Raw genomic sequence first — 14,979 nt, forward strand, 5'->3', positions numbered from 1 at the left:
CGCGGGCGCATCCGTTGCCGGATGGGGTGCGGCGCCTCAGTCGCCGAGGATCAGCGTCGCGGCGATGGTCCACATCACCAGCGCCACTCCGGCCTCGAGCACCCGCCAGGACACCGGGCGCGCGAACAGCGGCGCCAGCAGCCGCGCACCAAAGCCCAGCGAGAAGAAGAACAGGAACGATCCGCTCATCGCCCCCAGCGCAAACCCCAGCCGGTCGGGCTGCGCCGAGGAGATCGAGCCGATCAGCACCACCGTGTCCAGCCACACATGCGGGTTGAGCCAGGTCAGCGCCGCCAGCGTCGCCAGCGTCGGTCCCAGCGCCGGGGCGGCCCCGGCGCTGGCCTGCAGCGCCTCGCCCCCACGCCAGGCGGCGCGAGCCGAGCGCAGCCCGTACCACAGCAGGAACGCCGCCCCGCCCCAGCGCATCGCCTGCAGGAACCACGGCGCATTGCGCGCGATGGCGCCGGCGCCCGCCACCCCCGCCGCGATCAGCGCCGCGTCCGAGGCCGCGCAGAACAGGCAGACGGCAAAGACGTGGTTGCGCAGCAGCCCCTGTTTCAGGACGAAGGCGTTCTGCGCCCCGATCGCCATGATCAGCGACAGCCCGACCCCCAGCCCCGCCAGATAGCTGCCCGCCTGAATCACCCTGCCGTCCCCGCATGAAAAAGCGGCGCCGCAGCGGGCGCCGCCGGAATCCTTGGCCCGTCCGCTCAGCCCAGCTGCGCCGCGACCTCTTCGGACAGGTCGAAATTGGCGGTGACGTTCTGCACGTCGTCGTCCTCTTCCAGCGTGTCGATCAGCTTCATCAGCTTTTGCGCATGGTCGAGATCGGCGACCTCGGCCGGGGACTGCGGCTTCCAGATCAGCTTGGCGGTTTCCGATTCGCCCAGCGCGGTTTCCAGCGCCGAGGCCACCTCGGCCAGGTCGCTGTCGCCGGTATAGATCCAGTGCCCCTCGTCGTCGCTTTCCACGTCGGAAGCGCCCGCTTCCAGCGCCGCCATCATCACCGTGTCGGCATCGCCCGCGCTGGCCGGATACATGATCTCGCCCACCCGGTCGAACATGAAGCTGACCGAGCCGGTCTGCCCCAGGTCGCCGCCGTGCTTGGTGAAATAGCTGCGCACGTTCGAGGCGGTGCGGTTGCGGTTGTCGGTCATCGCCTCGACGATGATGGCGATGCCGCCGGGGCCATAGCCCTCATAGCGGATTTCCTCGTAGTTCTCGGCATCGCCGCCCAGCGATTTCTTGATCGCGCGGTCGATCACGTCCTTGGGGACCGAGTTCGACCGCGCCTCTTTCACCGCCATCCGCAGCCGCGGGTTCTTTTCCGGGTCGGGGTCGCCCATCTTGGCGGCGACGGTGATTTCCTTGGCCAGCTTTGAAAACAGCTTGGACCGCAGCTTGTCCTGCTTGCCCTTGCGATGCTGGATGTTGGCCCATTTGGAATGGCCTGCCATGAGATCCTCTCGCTCTGGTGTGGCGCGGTTCTAGTCAGCGCGGGGCGGGGGCGCAAGCTGGGCGAACAGGAACAGCCGCAGGGCGGTGGCCAGCCCCACTTCGGGGGGGCGGGCGTGGTCGATGGCGGCGATCAGCTGTGCGCGGCTGATGCCGCGGGCGGCGGCGGCATCGGCGGCGGCGCGCCAGAACGCATCTTCCAGACTGACGCTGGTCGCGTGCCCGTCGATGGTAACCGAGCGCTTGCGCGGCGGCGACAGCGGCGGCAGGTCAAGCGTCATCCCCATCCCCGTTTTCGCGCCGGTGCTGGTCGAGGATGCGGGCGGCCCGCGCCGCCTCGGCCTGGTCCTGCGCACGCTCGGCCTTGCTGCGGCCGTATTTCGCGGCGTTCTCGTTGCCCTGCCGGCGCTTGTCGGCGCGGGCTCGGTCCTTGCGGAAACGGTTGAGGTTGGTGAGACGAGACATCTTTCAGATTGTTATATCCAATAGAAGCGCAGCGTTTAGCCTTGGCGCAAACGTGATTAGTTGCTGCCATCGTCTAAGTGCCTTTGCACGGATGCTTTGCACGCGTTTCGAACCTGCTTGGATTCGGCAAGAATTGTCTCAATTGGGGCGCCATCTGCCATGAGATTATTTAGACGTTGGCTTGCGTTGTGAACTAAGTCGACGATTTCTTTTCCGAGGGCGACAACAATCTCTGAGTCTTGCTCAATAATATGACCGATCCAAAGCGTGAGTGCAGAGAGCTTTGCGCCGACTTCGGCAACTGTTCTGTGATATTCTGCCACATTATCAGCGCTGAACCTCAGTACCCCTAGGGTCAAGCGAAAGGAGACTTGGTAGAACTCCTCCTCGGGCGCCGCTGAATTTCTTCGGATCATCCTTTCTGCTTTTTCAATGGCGAGGTCGAAGTCTTCCAGAGCGGCTTCCAAGCTGGACAGCGTGCTTTTCCTAGCTGTTATCGCCCCTTTTCTTTTCTTGACTCCTCCAGTTTGGCTAATCTGGACAAGCTGAAGGATTACAGCCGCGCCCTGAAGACAAAGGTTTGCAAGGATAAACGGGTCAGGGTCGATCAGATCATTGTCCGAGTGCTTCATTGGTTGCTGCCCTGTTTTGTCCAGAAGTATTGGGATACGATCAGTCCTCGGGGCCGACCATCTGTTCGGGACGCACGATGCGGTCGAATTCGTCCTCGGTGACGAGGCCGAGGCCCACGGCCTCTTCCCGCAGGGTGGTGCCGTTCTTGTGGGCGGTCTTGGCGACCAGCGTGGCGTTGTCATAGCCGATGGTGGGCGCCAGCGCCGTCACCAGCATCAGGCTTTCCTTCATCAGCCTTTCGATGCGCGCGGTGTTGGCCTGCGTCCCGACCACCATGTTGTCGGTGAAGGAGACGGCGGCGTCGCCCAGCAGCTGCATGGATTGCAGGACGTTATAGGACATCATCGGGTTGAACACGTTCAGCTCGAAATGCCCCTGGCTACCGGCGAAGCCGACCGCCGCGTCGTTGCCCATGACATGGGCGCAGACCATGGTCAGCGCCTCGGCCTGGGTCGGGTTCACCTTGCCCGGCATGATCGACGACCCCGGCTCATTTTCCGGCAGGATCAGCTCGCCCAGACCCGAACGCGGCCCCGACCCCAGGAAGCGCAGGTCGTTGGCGATCTTGAACAGCGAGCCGGCGATGGTCTTGAGCGCACCGTGGAAGAACACCATCGCGTCATGGGCGGCCAGCGCCTCGAACTTGTTCGGCGCGGTGACGAAGGGCAGGCCGGTGATCTTGGCGATTTCCGCCGCGATGGCGGTGTCCCAGCCCTTTTTCGTGTTCAGCCCGGTGCCGACGGCGGTGCCGCCCTGCGCGAGCTCGTAGATCTGCGGCAAGCACAGCTTGACCCGCTCGATCCCCATGCGGACCTGATGGGCATAGCCGGAAAACTCCTGCCCCAGGGTCAGGGGGGTGGCGTCCTGGGTATGGGTGCGGCCGATCTTGATGATGTCCTTGAACTCGTCGCGCTTGGCCTCGAGCGCCGCCGCCAGATGCTCCAGCCCCGGCAGCAGCACGTCGCGGGCGACCATGCCGATGGCGACATGCATCGCGGTCGGGAAGGTGTCGTTCGAGGACTGCCCCATGTTGACGTGATCGTTCGGATGGACCGGCTTTTTCGAGCCCATCTCGCCGCCCAGGATCTCGATGGCGCGGTTCGAGATCACTTCGTTGGCGTTCATGTTCGACTGGGTGCCCGAGCCGGTCTGCCAGACCACCAGCGGGAAATGATCGTCGAGCTTACCCGCGATCACCTCGCCCGCGGCCTCGACCATCGCGCCCCCGATGGCGGGGTCCAGCTTGCCGGTCGCCATGTTGACCTGCGCCGCCGCCTGTTTCACCACGCCAAGCGCGCGGACGATGGCGGTGGGCTGCTTTTCCCAGCCGATCTTGAAATTGCCCAGGGACCGCTGCGTCTGCGCGCCCCAATAGCGGTCGGACGGAACTTCCAGCGGGCCGAAGCTGTCGGTTTCGGTGCGGGTGTCGGTCATGGGCTGATCCTTTGGCAGCGATGGGCTGATAACGCGGGCGTCATAGGCCGAAAGCGCTGGGGGATCAATCGGTATGCGGTGGCATACCGCTGCCCGCCGCGCCGCCGCGCCCCGCCATGCAGCCTTGGGCCTGCGTCGCGGTCGCATGGGTATTTGGACCAGAAAGAAGTCCATGGTGCCTTGGGCTGCGGGCTTCTTTCTGGCTCAAATACCCATGCGGCGGGGCAGGTGGCGCGGCGCGGGCAGGCGGGGCGCTGCGGGGGCCGTTTGCGCCAGTGCCCGCGGCGTGGCAGAAGATGGCGCAACGGCGAACAAGGGGAACGGGCGATGAACGACGAAGGCTTCGGCAAGGGCAGCCACCTGCATCTGATCGACGGCTCGGCCTTCATCTTCCGCGCCTTTCACGCGCTGCCGCCGCTGACGCGGAAATCCGACGGGCTGCCCATCGGGGCGGTGGCCGGTTTCTGCAACATGATCTGGAAATACATCAACGACGCCAAGGGGCCGGATGCGCCGACGCATGTGGCGGTGATCTTCGACCATTCCTCGAAAACCTTCCGCAACGAGATTTTCCCCGACTACAAGGCCAACCGCCCCGAACCCCCCGAAGAGCTGCGCCCGCAGTTTCCCCTGACGCGCGAGGCGACCATCGCCTTCAACCTGCCCTCGATCGAGATCCGCGACTTCGAGGCCGACGACATCATCGCCACCCTGGCCTGCCAGGCGCGCGAGCTGGGCGGGCGCGTCACCATCATCAGCTCGGACAAGGACCTGATGCAGCTGGTGGGCGAGGGGGTCGAGATGCTGGACCCGATCAAGGGCAAGCCCATCGGCCGCGACGAGGTGTTCGAGAAGTTCGGCGTCTGGCCCGAGCTTGTGTCCGATGTGCAGGCGCTGGCGGGCGACCCCACCGACAACGTGCCGGGGGCGCCGGGCATCGGCATCAAGACCGCCGCCCTGCTGATCAACGAATACGGCGACCTCGAATCGCTGCTCGACCGCGCGGCAGAGATCAGGCAGCCCAAGCGGCGCCAGACCCTGATCGACCATGCCGAACAGATCCGCGTCTCGAAGCGGCTGGTGCAGCTGGACTGCGAGACGCCGATCGACTTTGCCATGGCCACGCTCGAGGTCAAGGACCCGGACCCCGAGGTGCTGATGGAGTTCCTCAACCGGATGGAGTTCCGCAGCCTGACCAAGCGCGTGGCCGAGCGTTTCGGGACGACCGCGCCCGAGCTGGTGGTCCCCCCGCCCGAGGCCGCGGCCCCCGCCGCCCCGCAGTTCCCGCCGGTTGATTGCGACGCCTATGAGACGATCCGCGACACCGCCGCGCTGCAGCGCTGGTTGGACGCGATCGCCGAGCGCGGCATGGTCGCCGTCGACACCGAGACCACCGGGCTGGACGAGATGCGCGCCGATCTGGTGGGGATTTCCTTCTGCACCGACGTCGGCAAGGCCGCCTATCTGCCGCTGGGCCATGTCGAGGGCACCGCCGATCTGTTCGGCAACGGCGCGCAGGCGGCGGGGCAGATCCCGATGGATCAGGCGCTGGCGATGCTCAAGCCGGTGCTGGAGGATCCGGCGGTGCTCAAGATCCTGCATAATGCCAAATACGACTGGAAGATCCTCGCCCGGCTGGGCATCCGCATGGCGCCGGTTGATGACACCATGCTGATGAGCTATGTGCTGAACTCGGGCCTGCACAACCACGGGCTGGACGAGCTGGCGGAAACCTATGTCGGCCACCGCTGCCAGCCGATCAAGGGGCTGATCGGGTCGGGCAAGAGCCAGATCACCTTTGCGCAGGTGCCCATCGACGCCGCCACCCGCTACGGCGCCGAGGATGCCGAGATCACCTGGCGGCTGTGGCAGCATTTCCGCCCGCAACTGCCGGCGGCGCAGGTCACCACCGTCTACGAGACGATGGAGCGGCCGATGATCGAGGTGCTGGCCGGGATGGAAATGGCCGGCGTCCAGATCGACAGCCAGCATCTGTCGCGGATGTCCGGCGCCTTCGCGCAGAAGATGGCGGCCTTGGAGGAAGAGGCGCATGGGCTTGCGGGGGGCAAGTTCAATCTCGGCTCGCCCAAGCAGCTGGGGGAGATCCTGTTCGGCCAGATGGGGCTGACCGGCACCAAGGCCGGCAAGTCGGGGGCGCTGTCGACCAGCGCCGACGTGCTCGAGGACCTGGCGGCCGAGGGGCACGAGCTGCCCGCCCGCATCCTCGACTGGCGGGCGCTGGCCAAGCTGAAATCGACCTATACCGATGCGCTGCCGACCTTCGTCAACCCGGACACCGGGCGGGTGCACACCTGCTATTCCATCGCGGGCGCGGCGACCGGGCGGCTGGCCTCGACCGACCCGAACCTGCAGAACATCCCGGTGCGCACCGAAGAGGGCCGCCGCATCCGCGAGGCGTTCCTGGCACCCGAGGGCAAGCGGCTGGTCAGCCTCGACTACAGCCAGATCGAACTACGGATTCTCGCCCATATCGCCGATATCCCGGCGCTGAAACAAGCATTCGCCGACGGCATCGACATCCATGCGATGACCGCCAGCCAGATGTTCGGGGTGCCGGTCGAGGGCATGGACCCGATGATCCGGCGGCAGGCCAAGGCGATCAACTTCGGCGTGATCTACGGGATCTCGGGCTATGGGCTGGCGCGCAACCTGCGCATCCCGCGGGCCGAGGCGCAGGCCTTCATCGACATGTATTTCCAGCGCTTCCCGGAAATCCGCGCCTATATGGACCGCACCACCGCCGAGGCCAAGGCGCAGGGCTTCGTGCGCACGCTGTTCGGGCGGCGCATCCATACGCCGGGGATCTCGTCCTCGGGCCCCGCCGCGGCGGGTGCGCGCCGCGCGGCGATCAACGCGCCGATCCAGGGCACCGCTGCCGACATCATCCGCCGCGCCATGATCCGGATGCCCGAAGCGATCGAAGGGATTGCCGCGCGGATGCTGCTGCAGGTCCACGACGAGCTGGTGTTCGAGGCGGACGAGGCTGCGGTCGAGCCGCTGATCGCCGCCGCGCGCCAGGTGATGGCCAGCGCCGCCGACCCGGTCGTGCATCTCAGCGTGCCGCTGGTCGTCGACGCGGGTTCAGGGCGCAACTGGGCCGAGGCGCATTGATCAGGCGCGCCGCACTCTCGCCCGGTGGCGTGGTCTTTGGTGCCTAAATATCCCGGGGTCTGGGGCAGCGCCCCAGTCCGGCCGCGCCGCATCAGCAGATCGCGCCGCAAGCGGGGCGCTACCCCGCACCCCGGGATATTTGAGCAAGGAAGAAGCGGCCCGTGGGAGCGGGGGGGATCAGTGATCCTCGTGCGCGTGTTCGGCGTCGATCACGAAGCGCTTGTCGCAATAGCCGCAATCGACAAAGCCGGTTTCCGGCGCGATGCGCAGCCACACCCGCGGATGGCCCAGCCCCAGCGCCTCGTTGCCCGAGCAGGCGACCTTCCAGCTGGTCACGGTCTCGGTCTCGGGGGCGGGCAGGACCGCCGCCTCGGGGTCCTGGTTGGTGGACATCGGGGTTTCAGAGATCGCGTGCTGCATCTGGGCTCTCTTGTGCTGGCGGGGCGGGACCGGTTTAACGGGGCCATACTACCCAGCCCCGGCCCGCTGCCGCAAGATGCGCCGCAGCCGCGGCCCCGGGCCGCGAAAGGCTATCCGATGTCCCCCATTCCGCACCCCGCCCCGATCCAGCCGCAAGCCGCCGCCCTGCCCGATGCGGCGATCCGCCTGAGCGGGCTGCGCAAGGTCTATGCCGCCGACGGCGCCAGCCCCCCGAAAGAGGCGCTGAAGGGCGTCGATCTGGTGATCCCCCGCGGCTCGATCTTCGGGCTGCTGGGGCCGAACGGGGCCGGGAAATCGACGCTGATCAACATCCTGGCCGGGCTGGTCAACAAGACCGCCGGCAAGGTCGAGATCTGGGGTTTCGACCAGGACGTGAACCCCCGCCAGTCCCGCGCCGCCATCGGGGTGATGCCGCAGGAACTGAACATCGACCCGTTCCTGACCCCGCGCGCCAGTCTCGAGGTGCAGGCCGGGCTCTACGCGGTCCCCAAGGCCGACCGCTGGACGGACGAGATCCTTGAACTCGTCGGGCTGACCGCGCAGGCGGAAAGCTATACAAGGCAGCTGTCGGGCGGGATGAAGCGGCGGCTGCTGCTGGCCAAGGCGCTGGTCCACCGCCCGCGCATCCTGGTGCTGGATGAACCCACCGCCGGCGTCGACATCGGGCTGCGCGAGATGCTGTGGACCAACGTGCGCCGCCTGAACGCGCAGGGGATGACGGTGATCCTGACCACCCATTACCTGGAAGAGGCCGAGGAGATGTGCGACGAGATCGCCATCATCAACCACGGCGCCAGGATCGTGCAGGAGCCCACCGGCCAGCTGCTGGCGCGGATGGGCTCGAAAACGCTGCTGGTCGATCCCGGCGACTGGCGCGGCGAATTGCCGCCGCTGCCCGAGGGCGTCACCGCCGAGCGCCGCCCCGACGGGCAACTGGCGCTGAACTGGAACACCGGCCGCACCCAGGCCGCGCAGATCGTCGATGCGCTGCGCGGGGCCGGGGTGCCGATGGTCGATGTCTCGACCGAGCAGCCCGATCTGCAGGACGTGTTCCTTGAACTGACCCGGGGCTGAGCCGCGCCTTATTGCGGCGCCAGCATCCGGCCCAGCGGGCGGCCGCCCAGCAGGTGCAGGTGGAAATGCGGCACCTCCTGCACGCCGTCATCGCCGGCGTTGGTGATGGCGCGGAACCCGGCGCTGCCCTCGGCCAGCAGCAGCCCCTCGGACCTTGCGACCTGCGCCACCAGCCGGTGAAAGCCGACGATCTCCGCGTCCGAGGCATTGGCGGCGAAATCGTCGTAGCTGACATAGGCGCCCTTGGGGATCACCAGCACATGCACCGGCGCCTGCGGGCGGATGTCGCGGAAGGCCAGCGCGTGTTCGTTTTCGGCCACCGTGTCGTTGGGGATTTCGCCGCGCAGGATGCGGGCAAAGATGTTGCTGTCGTCATAGGCCATGGACGGGCTCCTTCAGTCGTCGAACAGATGATCGGTGCCGGCAAGGGCTAGCGCCGTATCGGGGTCGAGGTCCAGCAGCCTTGCCAGCGCCGCGGCGTTGGCATTGGTTCCAAGCGCCGGCGAGATCACCTGGAACCCCTCGATCTCCAGGTCGCGGATGCGCTCGCCTTCATGTTCCAGATCGGCGCGGACGGCGGGAATCAGCCGGTTGACCTGCTCGGGGGCGCTGTGCTGCCCGGCCAGCCCGACCCGGCCGATATGGCCGCGCACATAGTCGTCGTCGAAATCCGAATCGATCAGCAGCACCCGCGTTTCGGCCTTGTCGTCCAGGAAATCCTGGATCAGCCCCAGTGCCGAGGGGTCGAGGCACAGCGCCACGCAGGGGCTTTCGAACTGGACGAACAGCATCTTGACCAGCGCGCGGCGGTGGCGTTCGCGCTTGGCCAGCGTCGTCTCGATCCCGCCCATGTCGGGCAGATGCGCCTCCAGCTCGTTGAACAGGTAATCCACGGCCGGGATGTCGGTGTGGCGGCGGATCGCCGCGGTCAGCCGCTTGGCGATATGCCATTTCTTGGCCACGATCAGGATCAGCCGCCGCCCGCGGCCCAGCGATCCGTCCGCCTCCCAGAAGCGCTGGCCGAAGCGGCGGCCGATGCGGCCGCGCCCGGCCAGGAAGCGATAGAGCCCGGCGGCCTCGTTGGTGATCGGGAACTGCGCGTCGCTGGCCTGCCACAGCGCCCCCAGCCGCTTGCGCAGCTCGATCGCGTCGGGGCTGATCTTGCGGGCGAACAGATAATCCTGCCCCAGCAGCAGGTCGTAGTGGTCGTTGTAGAAGGTCACCGGCATCCCGTAGTCGGTGAACATCAGGAAGGTCAGCGTGCGCGAGCGGATTTCCCGGCGCGGCACCACATGGGCGACGATGGTCTGAAAGAAGGTCTCGTCCGGGATCCAGGTGGTGGCAAAGAACCGCATCACGTCGCGCCGCTGGTCGCAGAAGGCCAGCAGGGTCTCGACCGTCTGCCGGCGCAGGCACCACCATTGCGAGCCGATCATCACCTGGATGTCGGGGGGCACCCGCCGCGCCAGCCCCAGCCGCTTCTGCGCCTCGAGGCTGGCATAGAACAGCCGCTTGCGGGTGCGTTCGTTGAACCAGTGGCGATAGATCAGCCGCTCTTCCTTGATGCCGGTCTTGATCCAGTCGCTGTCGAAGAAATCGAAGCTTTCGATGAAATCGAGGTCGTGGGCGTCCAGGAACTCATGCGCATAGGCCGCGGATTTGATCGGCATGCAGTCGCCGGACAGCATGTAGAAATGCGAGGCCTGCGGAAACGCCGCGACGGCGGTGCGCACGGCCTCCAGCGTGGCGGCGACCAGCGACCATTCACCCCAGCCGCAGCGCACCCGCCGCGCCGCAAAGGCGACCGCCGGGTTGCCGGCAAGCCCGGCGCGAATCTGCGCGTAATCCGCCGCATCGGCGCGGCCGTCGAAATGGATGGCGACGAAATCCCCGGATTCGGTCAGCCGCCTGGCCTGGGCGATGACCCCCACCGGGTCCTTGTGGCATAGCAGGATGAAGGCGATGCGGGCCATGCGCAGCTACCCCGTGCGGTGTTTCCGGCCCGCCGGGCCGCGTGTGTGCGCCCCCGTTACGGGCGATCCGCCGGTGGCGAGTTGCCTTGCGTGCATAACGATTTTATGGGCACGAACAAGACGCACCAATATCTTACGAGTTTTACGAGGATGCGAGCCATGGGGTTTCCCGGAACCTGGATGACCGAAAGCGAGAGCATGGCCTATCGGGTGGTGCCCAAATGCGCCTGCTCGACCATCGGGCAGATCATGTTCCATTCCGACCACGGCCGCTATTACGACGGCGACATCCACGACGCGACCGAGGGGCTGCACAAGTGGAACCAGGATCGCAGCCAGCCGCTGATCGAGGCGGCGGTGCTGGCCCACCGCCCGGTCGCTTTCACCTGCGTGCGCAACCCCTATGCGCGGATCCTGTCGTCGTTCTTCGACAAGATCGCCGGCATCCAGCGCAACGGCAAGCGCTACCGCGGCAATCTGGTGCCGCAGCTGATGCAGCGCTACGGGGTCGAGGTTGGCAGCCCCGAGGACGGGTTCGACTTCGACCAGATCCGCAGCTTCCGCCGTTTCCTGCTGTTTGCCCGCGACACCATCCGCTGGCGCCGCCCGATGGAGCCGGACATCCACTGGTCGGCGATGTCGGGCCATATCGCCACCTTCATCGTGAACGGCGGCCGCTACGACCAGATCTTCTTTACGGAAAACTTCAACGAGGGGATGCAGAAGGTGCTGGACGCCGCGCGCACTCCGGTCCGCATGGACGTCGCGCAGGTGCCGCGGTTCAACGAATCCGAAGGCCACGGACCGAAACGCGCCCACAAGGTCAGCGCATATTTCGACGACCTGTCGCGGCATCTGATGTGGGAAATCTACCGCAAGGATTTCCAGCTGTTCCGCTATGACTTCGACGACCCCGACAACAAGTTCCCAAAGGGCGAGGTCGATCTGGACGAGGTTCACGCGAAGCTGGGCCGGTAGGGCAGGGGCGGGGTGGCTGTGGCGCCGTCGCAAGGGGGGCTGTCTGCCCCCCATCGCCTGACGGCGATTCCCCCCCGAGGATATTTTCGGACAGAAGAAGCCGCTCCGGCGGAAACATCTTCTGTCCTGAAATATCCCGGGGGCGCGGGGGCTGGCCCCCGCTCGGCAGCGGTCAGATGGCGGGGCTGTGGCCCTTGGCCTCCATCTCGTAGCCGTCGAAGCGGCGGGCGATCATCCGTGTCAGCGGGCGCCCGGGTTCGGGGATCGACAGGCCGCTGTCGTCCAGCTGCACCATGTCGCCGAACTCTTCCTTGACCGGGGCGAACAGCGCGGCGAGCGCGGTCTGGGTGAAGCCGTGGTCGCGGATAAACTCCTCGGCCGAGATGCGGAAATCGCACATCAGCGCCTCGATCATCCGGGCGCGCCACTTGTCCTCGTCGGTGAACACATGGCCGCGGGTGGTCGAGAACCGCCCCTCGCGGATCGCCTTGGTATAGGCGCCGGTGGCGGGGGCGTTCTGCGCATAGCCTTGCGGAAAGCGCGAGATCGACGAGGCGCCCATGCCCACCAGCGCCTGTGCCAGGTCGTCGGTGTAGCCCTGGAAGTTGCGGCGCAGCAGCCCGGCGCGCTGCGCCACCGCCAGCCCGTCGCCGGGGCGGGCAAAATGGTCGATGCCGATCTCGTCATAGCCGTCGGCGACCAGCAGGTCGCGGGCGACCTCGAACAGCCGCAGCCGCGCCTGCGCGTCGGGCAGGGTATCGTCGGGAATCATCACCTGCCGCTTGGCCATCCACGGCACATGCGCATAGCCGTAAAGCGCGATGCGGTCGGGCGACAGCGCCATCAGCTTCTGGATGGAATCGGCGATCTTCTGCGGGGTCTGGTGGGGCAGCCCATAGAGGATGTCGGTGTTCAGGCTGGCGATGCCGCGGTCGCGGATCATGCGGATCGCCTGCGCGGTGATCTCGAAGCTCTGTTCGCGGCCGATGGTCTTCTGGATCTCGGGGTCGAAGTCCTGCACCCCGATCGAGGCGCGGGTCAGCCCGGCCTCGGCCAGCGCGTCCATGCGGGCCTCGTCAATCTCGTTGGGGTCGATCTCGACCGAGAACTCGGCCCCCTCGGCCAGCGGGAACGCGTCGAACACCGCGCCGGCCACGCGGCGCATCATGTCGGGCGGCATCAGCGTCGGCGTGCCGCCGCCCCAGTGCAGCCGCGACAGCCTGACCCCGGGGGCGAGCCTGGCCTTGAGCAGATCGAGTTCCTGCAGCAGCACGTCGGCATAGGCGCGCACCGGCGCATCCGACTGGGTGCCCTGGGTGCGGCAGGCGCAGAACCAGCACAGCCTGCGGCAGAACGGCACATGCATGTACAGCGAGATCGCCGCCCCGGCCGGGATCTCCTGCACCCAGCGGGTGAAATCGGCAGCGCCTACCGTGGGTTTGAAATGCGGCGCGGTCGGATAGGACGTGTAACGCGGCACGCGCGCGTCGAACAACCCCAGGCGGGTCAGTTGCGATTCCTGTTCCATGGCGCTATTCATTGCCCGGCTTAACTGGACACGGCATTGACACAGGTCAAGAGCATCACCCCTGAAACCTGCCACCCGATGCAGGTTCCCTGTGCGGATTGCCCGATCCGTTACCGCGCGGTCTGTGCCACCTGCGAGGCGGGGGATCTCGACCGTCTCGACGCCACCAAATACTATCGCCGCTATCAGGCCGGCCAGACCGTGGCGCTGGCAGGCGAGCGGATGGAGTTCGTGGCCTCGGTCGTCACCGGCGTGGCCGGTCTGTCGCAGACGATGGAGGACGGGCGCACCCAGATGGTCGGGCTGCTGCTGCCGTCGGACTTCCTGGGCCGGCCGGGACGGGCGGTGTCGGCCTATGACGTGACCGCGCTGTCGGACCTGCTGTTGTGCTGTTTCCGCCGTAAGCCCTTCGAGGATCTGCTGCGCTCGAACCCGCGGATCTCGGGGCGGCTGCTGGACATGACGCTGGACGACCTGGATGCGGCGCGCGAATGGCTGCTGCTGCTGGGCCGCAAGTCGGCGCGCGAAAAGATCGCCTCGTTCCTGGTGATCCTGGCGCGCCGCCATGCCGCCCTGATGCAGGCCGAGCCGGAAAACGGGATCGAGATCGAGCTGCCGCTGACCCGCGAGGCGATGGCCGACTACCTTGGCCTGACGCTGGAAACCGTCAGCCGCCAGATCTCGGCGCTGAAGCGGGACGGGGTGATCCGGCTGGTCGGCAAGCGGCAGGTGGCGGTGCCCGATTTCAACCGGCTGGTCACCGAAAGCGGCGACGATTCCGACGGCGGCCTGCCGATCTGACTCCTCCAGAAGGCTGCGATGGGGACGGGCCCGTGCTGCGGCCGGATGCCCGGTCACCCCCCTTTGCGCGATCGGCGCGTGACTGCGCTCAGCGCGCCATCAGCTCCGACGGCGGCCTGCCGATCTGAACCTCACCCTCGGGGGGCGTAATGGGTCGCGGCCCGTGATGCGGGGAGGGCCGGACGCCCGGCCGCTCCCCTTAAGCGCTCAGCGCGCCATCAGCACCGGCAGCGTGGCATGTTCCAGCATCCGCCTTGTCACGCCGCCCAGGATCGCCTCGCGCAGCCGCGACTTGCTGTAGGCGCCGATCACCATCATGTCGGCGCCGGTCTCGATCGCGCGGCGGTTCAGCACTTCGGTGACGGTGGGCAGGGTCTTGGCCAGCACCGCGATATTGGCGTTGACCCCGTGGCGGGTCAGCATCTGGCACAGGCGCCCGCCGGGGTCCGAGCCCTCGGGCGAATGGGGCGAGGGGTCCACCACCGCGATTTCCACCGATTCGGCCATCTTGAGCAGCGGCATGGCGCGGCGGACGGCGTGCAGCGCCTCGTCGGACTGGTTCCAGCCGATCAGCACCCGCTTGCCCACCGTGGTTCCCAGCTCTGCCCCGCGCGGCATGATCAGCGCCGGGGCGCCGCCCTCGAACAGCGCCGCCTCGACCACCGCTTCGGCGTCGGGGGCGGCATCGGGGCCGTAGGGCTGGGTCTGCACCACCAGATCGACATAGCGCGCCCGCATCGCCACCAGCGACGACAGCCCGCCGATCTGGGCGACCGCGCTGTCCAGCGACCAGCGGATATCCTCGTGCGAGAGCTGCTCGCGCATCTCGGCCTCGATCGCCTCGGCGGTGGCCATGGCGCGGTCGACGGCCTCCTGGAACACATAGGCCGAGGCGCCGGCGTAGTAATATCCGGTCTGGGTGCGGTCGACCCCCAGCGCGAACACCTCGAGATGCGCATCCTCGCGCCGGGCCAGCGCCATGGCGGATTCGAGCTGCGCGATCTGGCCGGTCTGGGTGATGACGGTAAGGATGGTCTTGTAGCCCATTGCGCTGCTCCATATTGG

At 67.0% G+C, this 14,979-nt stretch carries 15 protein-coding genes; 4 read left to right on the forward strand and 11 right to left on the reverse strand.

What is annotated here, in order from left to right:
* Positions 1–36: 36 nt before the first annotated feature.
* The 6 genes from RSP45_RS15675 to fumC all read right to left on the reverse strand — a co-directional run bounded on the left by RSP45_RS15675 (position 37) and on the right by fumC (position 3,987).
* The gene (locus RSP45_RS15675) at positions 37–591 is read right to left on the reverse strand and encodes a LysE/ArgO family amino acid transporter (RefSeq protein ID WP_415394090.1); all 555 of its coding nucleotides are present in this window, start codon (positions 589–591) and stop codon (positions 37–39) included.
* Positions 592–710: 119 nt separating this feature from the next.
* Positions 711–1,457 (reverse strand): YebC/PmpR family DNA-binding transcriptional regulator, encoded by a 747-nt coding sequence (locus tag RSP45_RS15680; RefSeq protein ID WP_415392649.1) that lies wholly within the window; start codon positions 1,455–1,457, stop codon positions 711–713.
* Positions 1,458–1,487: 30 nt separating this feature from the next.
* Positions 1,488–1,736, reverse strand: a complete 249-nt coding sequence (locus RSP45_RS15685) for a ribbon-helix-helix domain-containing protein (protein WP_415392650.1) — start codon at positions 1,734–1,736, stop codon at positions 1,488–1,490.
* Positions 1,726–1,920 carry a DUF4169 family protein gene (locus tag RSP45_RS15690; protein ID WP_415392651.1) on the reverse strand — a complete coding sequence of 65 codons (195 nt, stop codon included), beginning with the start codon at positions 1,918–1,920 and terminating at the stop codon, positions 1,726–1,728. The genes RSP45_RS15685 and RSP45_RS15690 overlap by 11 nt, the downstream gene beginning before the upstream one ends.
* A gap of 56 nt (positions 1,921–1,976) precedes the next feature.
* Positions 1,977–2,552 carry a hypothetical protein gene (locus RSP45_RS15695; protein WP_415392652.1) on the reverse strand — a complete coding sequence of 192 codons (576 nt, stop codon included), beginning with the start codon at positions 2,550–2,552 and terminating at the stop codon, positions 1,977–1,979.
* A gap of 40 nt (positions 2,553–2,592) precedes the next feature.
* Entirely contained in the window at positions 2,593–3,987 is a 1,395-nt protein-coding gene (gene fumC / locus RSP45_RS15700) for a class II fumarate hydratase (RefSeq protein WP_415392653.1), read from the reverse strand.
* Between the two features lie 327 nt (positions 3,988–4,314).
* On the opposite strand from fumC, the gene polA reads away from it, so the two are divergent.
* Entirely contained in the window at positions 4,315–7,119 is a 2,805-nt protein-coding gene (gene polA / locus RSP45_RS15705) for a DNA polymerase I (protein ID WP_415392654.1), read from the forward strand.
* A gap of 177 nt (positions 7,120–7,296) precedes the next feature.
* Here polA and RSP45_RS15710 read toward each other — a convergent pair whose 3' ends face one another.
* Positions 7,297–7,512 carry a zinc-finger domain-containing protein gene (locus RSP45_RS15710; RefSeq protein ID WP_415394091.1) on the reverse strand — a complete coding sequence of 72 codons (216 nt, stop codon included), beginning with the start codon at positions 7,510–7,512 and terminating at the stop codon, positions 7,297–7,299.
* 144 nt (positions 7,513–7,656) lie between these two features.
* Here RSP45_RS15710 and RSP45_RS15715 point away from each other — a divergent pair, with 144 nt between their 5' ends.
* Positions 7,657–8,634 (forward strand): ABC transporter ATP-binding protein, encoded by a 978-nt coding sequence (locus RSP45_RS15715; RefSeq protein ID WP_415392655.1) that lies wholly within the window; start codon positions 7,657–7,659, stop codon positions 8,632–8,634.
* A gap of 8 nt (positions 8,635–8,642) precedes the next feature.
* Here RSP45_RS15715 and RSP45_RS15720 read toward each other — a convergent pair whose 3' ends face one another.
* Entirely contained in the window at positions 8,643–9,017 is a 375-nt protein-coding gene (locus tag RSP45_RS15720) for an HIT domain-containing protein (RefSeq protein WP_415392656.1), read from the reverse strand.
* Positions 9,018–9,029: 12 nt separating this feature from the next.
* Positions 9,030–10,607 (reverse strand): DUF5928 domain-containing protein, encoded by a 1,578-nt coding sequence (locus tag RSP45_RS15725; RefSeq protein WP_415392657.1) that lies wholly within the window; start codon positions 10,605–10,607, stop codon positions 9,030–9,032.
* 159 nt (positions 10,608–10,766) lie between these two features.
* Between RSP45_RS15725 and RSP45_RS15730 the strand changes: the two genes are divergently transcribed.
* The gene (locus tag RSP45_RS15730; protein WP_415392658.1) at positions 10,767–11,585 is read left to right on the forward strand and encodes a sulfotransferase family protein; all 819 of its coding nucleotides are present in this window, start codon (positions 10,767–10,769) and stop codon (positions 11,583–11,585) included.
* Between the two features lie 172 nt (positions 11,586–11,757).
* Here the strand turns inward: RSP45_RS15730 and hemN are convergent, their stop codons facing one another.
* Positions 11,758–13,113: an oxygen-independent coproporphyrinogen III oxidase gene (gene hemN / locus RSP45_RS15735; RefSeq protein WP_415392659.1), complete on the reverse strand. Its 1,356-nt coding sequence runs from the start codon at positions 13,111–13,113 to the stop codon at positions 11,758–11,760.
* Positions 13,114–13,191: 78 nt separating this feature from the next.
* Between hemN and fnrL the strand changes: the two genes are divergently transcribed.
* Positions 13,192–13,914, forward strand: coding sequence for a transcriptional regulator FnrL (gene fnrL, locus RSP45_RS15740; RefSeq protein WP_073064353.1), 723 nt, complete (start codon positions 13,192–13,194; stop codon positions 13,912–13,914).
* A gap of 207 nt (positions 13,915–14,121) precedes the next feature.
* On the opposite strand, the gene RSP45_RS15745 is transcribed toward fnrL, so the two are convergent.
* Positions 14,122–14,961 carry a universal stress protein gene (locus RSP45_RS15745; protein WP_415392660.1) on the reverse strand — a complete coding sequence of 280 codons (840 nt, stop codon included), beginning with the start codon at positions 14,959–14,961 and terminating at the stop codon, positions 14,122–14,124.
* Positions 14,962–14,979: the final 18 nt, after the last annotated feature.

It is taken from the genome of Paracoccus sp. SJTW-4, assembly GCF_047716885.1.
Taxonomy (GTDB): domain Bacteria; phylum Pseudomonadota; class Alphaproteobacteria; order Rhodobacterales; family Rhodobacteraceae; genus Paracoccus; species Paracoccus solventivorans.

Bases quoted from the DNA above. Each gene is read 5' to 3' on its own strand.
- RSP45_RS15675 (WP_415394090.1), bottom strand. From the start codon at position 591: ATGGCGATCGGGGCGCAGAACGCCTTCGTCCTGAAACAGGGGCTGCTG.
- RSP45_RS15680 (WP_415392649.1), bottom strand. From the start codon at position 1,457: ATGGCAGGCCATTCCAAATGGGCCAACATCCAGCATCGCAAGGGCAAG.
- RSP45_RS15685 (WP_415392650.1), bottom strand. From the start codon at position 1,736: ATGACGCTTGACCTGCCGCCGCTGTCGCCGCCGCGCAAGCGCTCGGTT.
- RSP45_RS15690 (WP_415392651.1), bottom strand. From the start codon at position 1,920: ATGTCTCGTCTCACCAACCTCAACCGTTTCCGCAAGGACCGAGCCCGC.
- RSP45_RS15695 (WP_415392652.1), bottom strand. From the start codon at position 2,552: ATGAAGCACTCGGACAATGATCTGATCGACCCTGACCCGTTTATCCTT.
- fumC (WP_415392653.1), bottom strand. From the start codon at position 3,987: ATGACCGACACCCGCACCGAAACCGACAGCTTCGGCCCGCTGGAAGTT.
- polA (WP_415392654.1), top strand. From the start codon at position 4,315: ATGAACGACGAAGGCTTCGGCAAGGGCAGCCACCTGCATCTGATCGAC.
- RSP45_RS15710 (WP_415394091.1), bottom strand. From the start codon at position 7,512: ATGTCCACCAACCAGGACCCCGAGGCGGCGGTCCTGCCCGCCCCCGAG.
- RSP45_RS15715 (WP_415392655.1), top strand. From the start codon at position 7,657: ATGTCCCCCATTCCGCACCCCGCCCCGATCCAGCCGCAAGCCGCCGCC.
- RSP45_RS15720 (WP_415392656.1), bottom strand. From the start codon at position 9,017: ATGGCCTATGACGACAGCAACATCTTTGCCCGCATCCTGCGCGGCGAA.
- RSP45_RS15725 (WP_415392657.1), bottom strand. From the start codon at position 10,607: ATGGCCCGCATCGCCTTCATCCTGCTATGCCACAAGGACCCGGTGGGG.
- RSP45_RS15730 (WP_415392658.1), top strand. From the start codon at position 10,767: ATGGGGTTTCCCGGAACCTGGATGACCGAAAGCGAGAGCATGGCCTAT.
- hemN (WP_415392659.1), bottom strand. From the start codon at position 13,113: ATGGAACAGGAATCGCAACTGACCCGCCTGGGGTTGTTCGACGCGCGC.
- fnrL (WP_073064353.1), top strand. From the start codon at position 13,192: ATGCAGGTTCCCTGTGCGGATTGCCCGATCCGTTACCGCGCGGTCTGT.
- RSP45_RS15745 (WP_415392660.1), bottom strand. From the start codon at position 14,961: ATGGGCTACAAGACCATCCTTACCGTCATCACCCAGACCGGCCAGATC.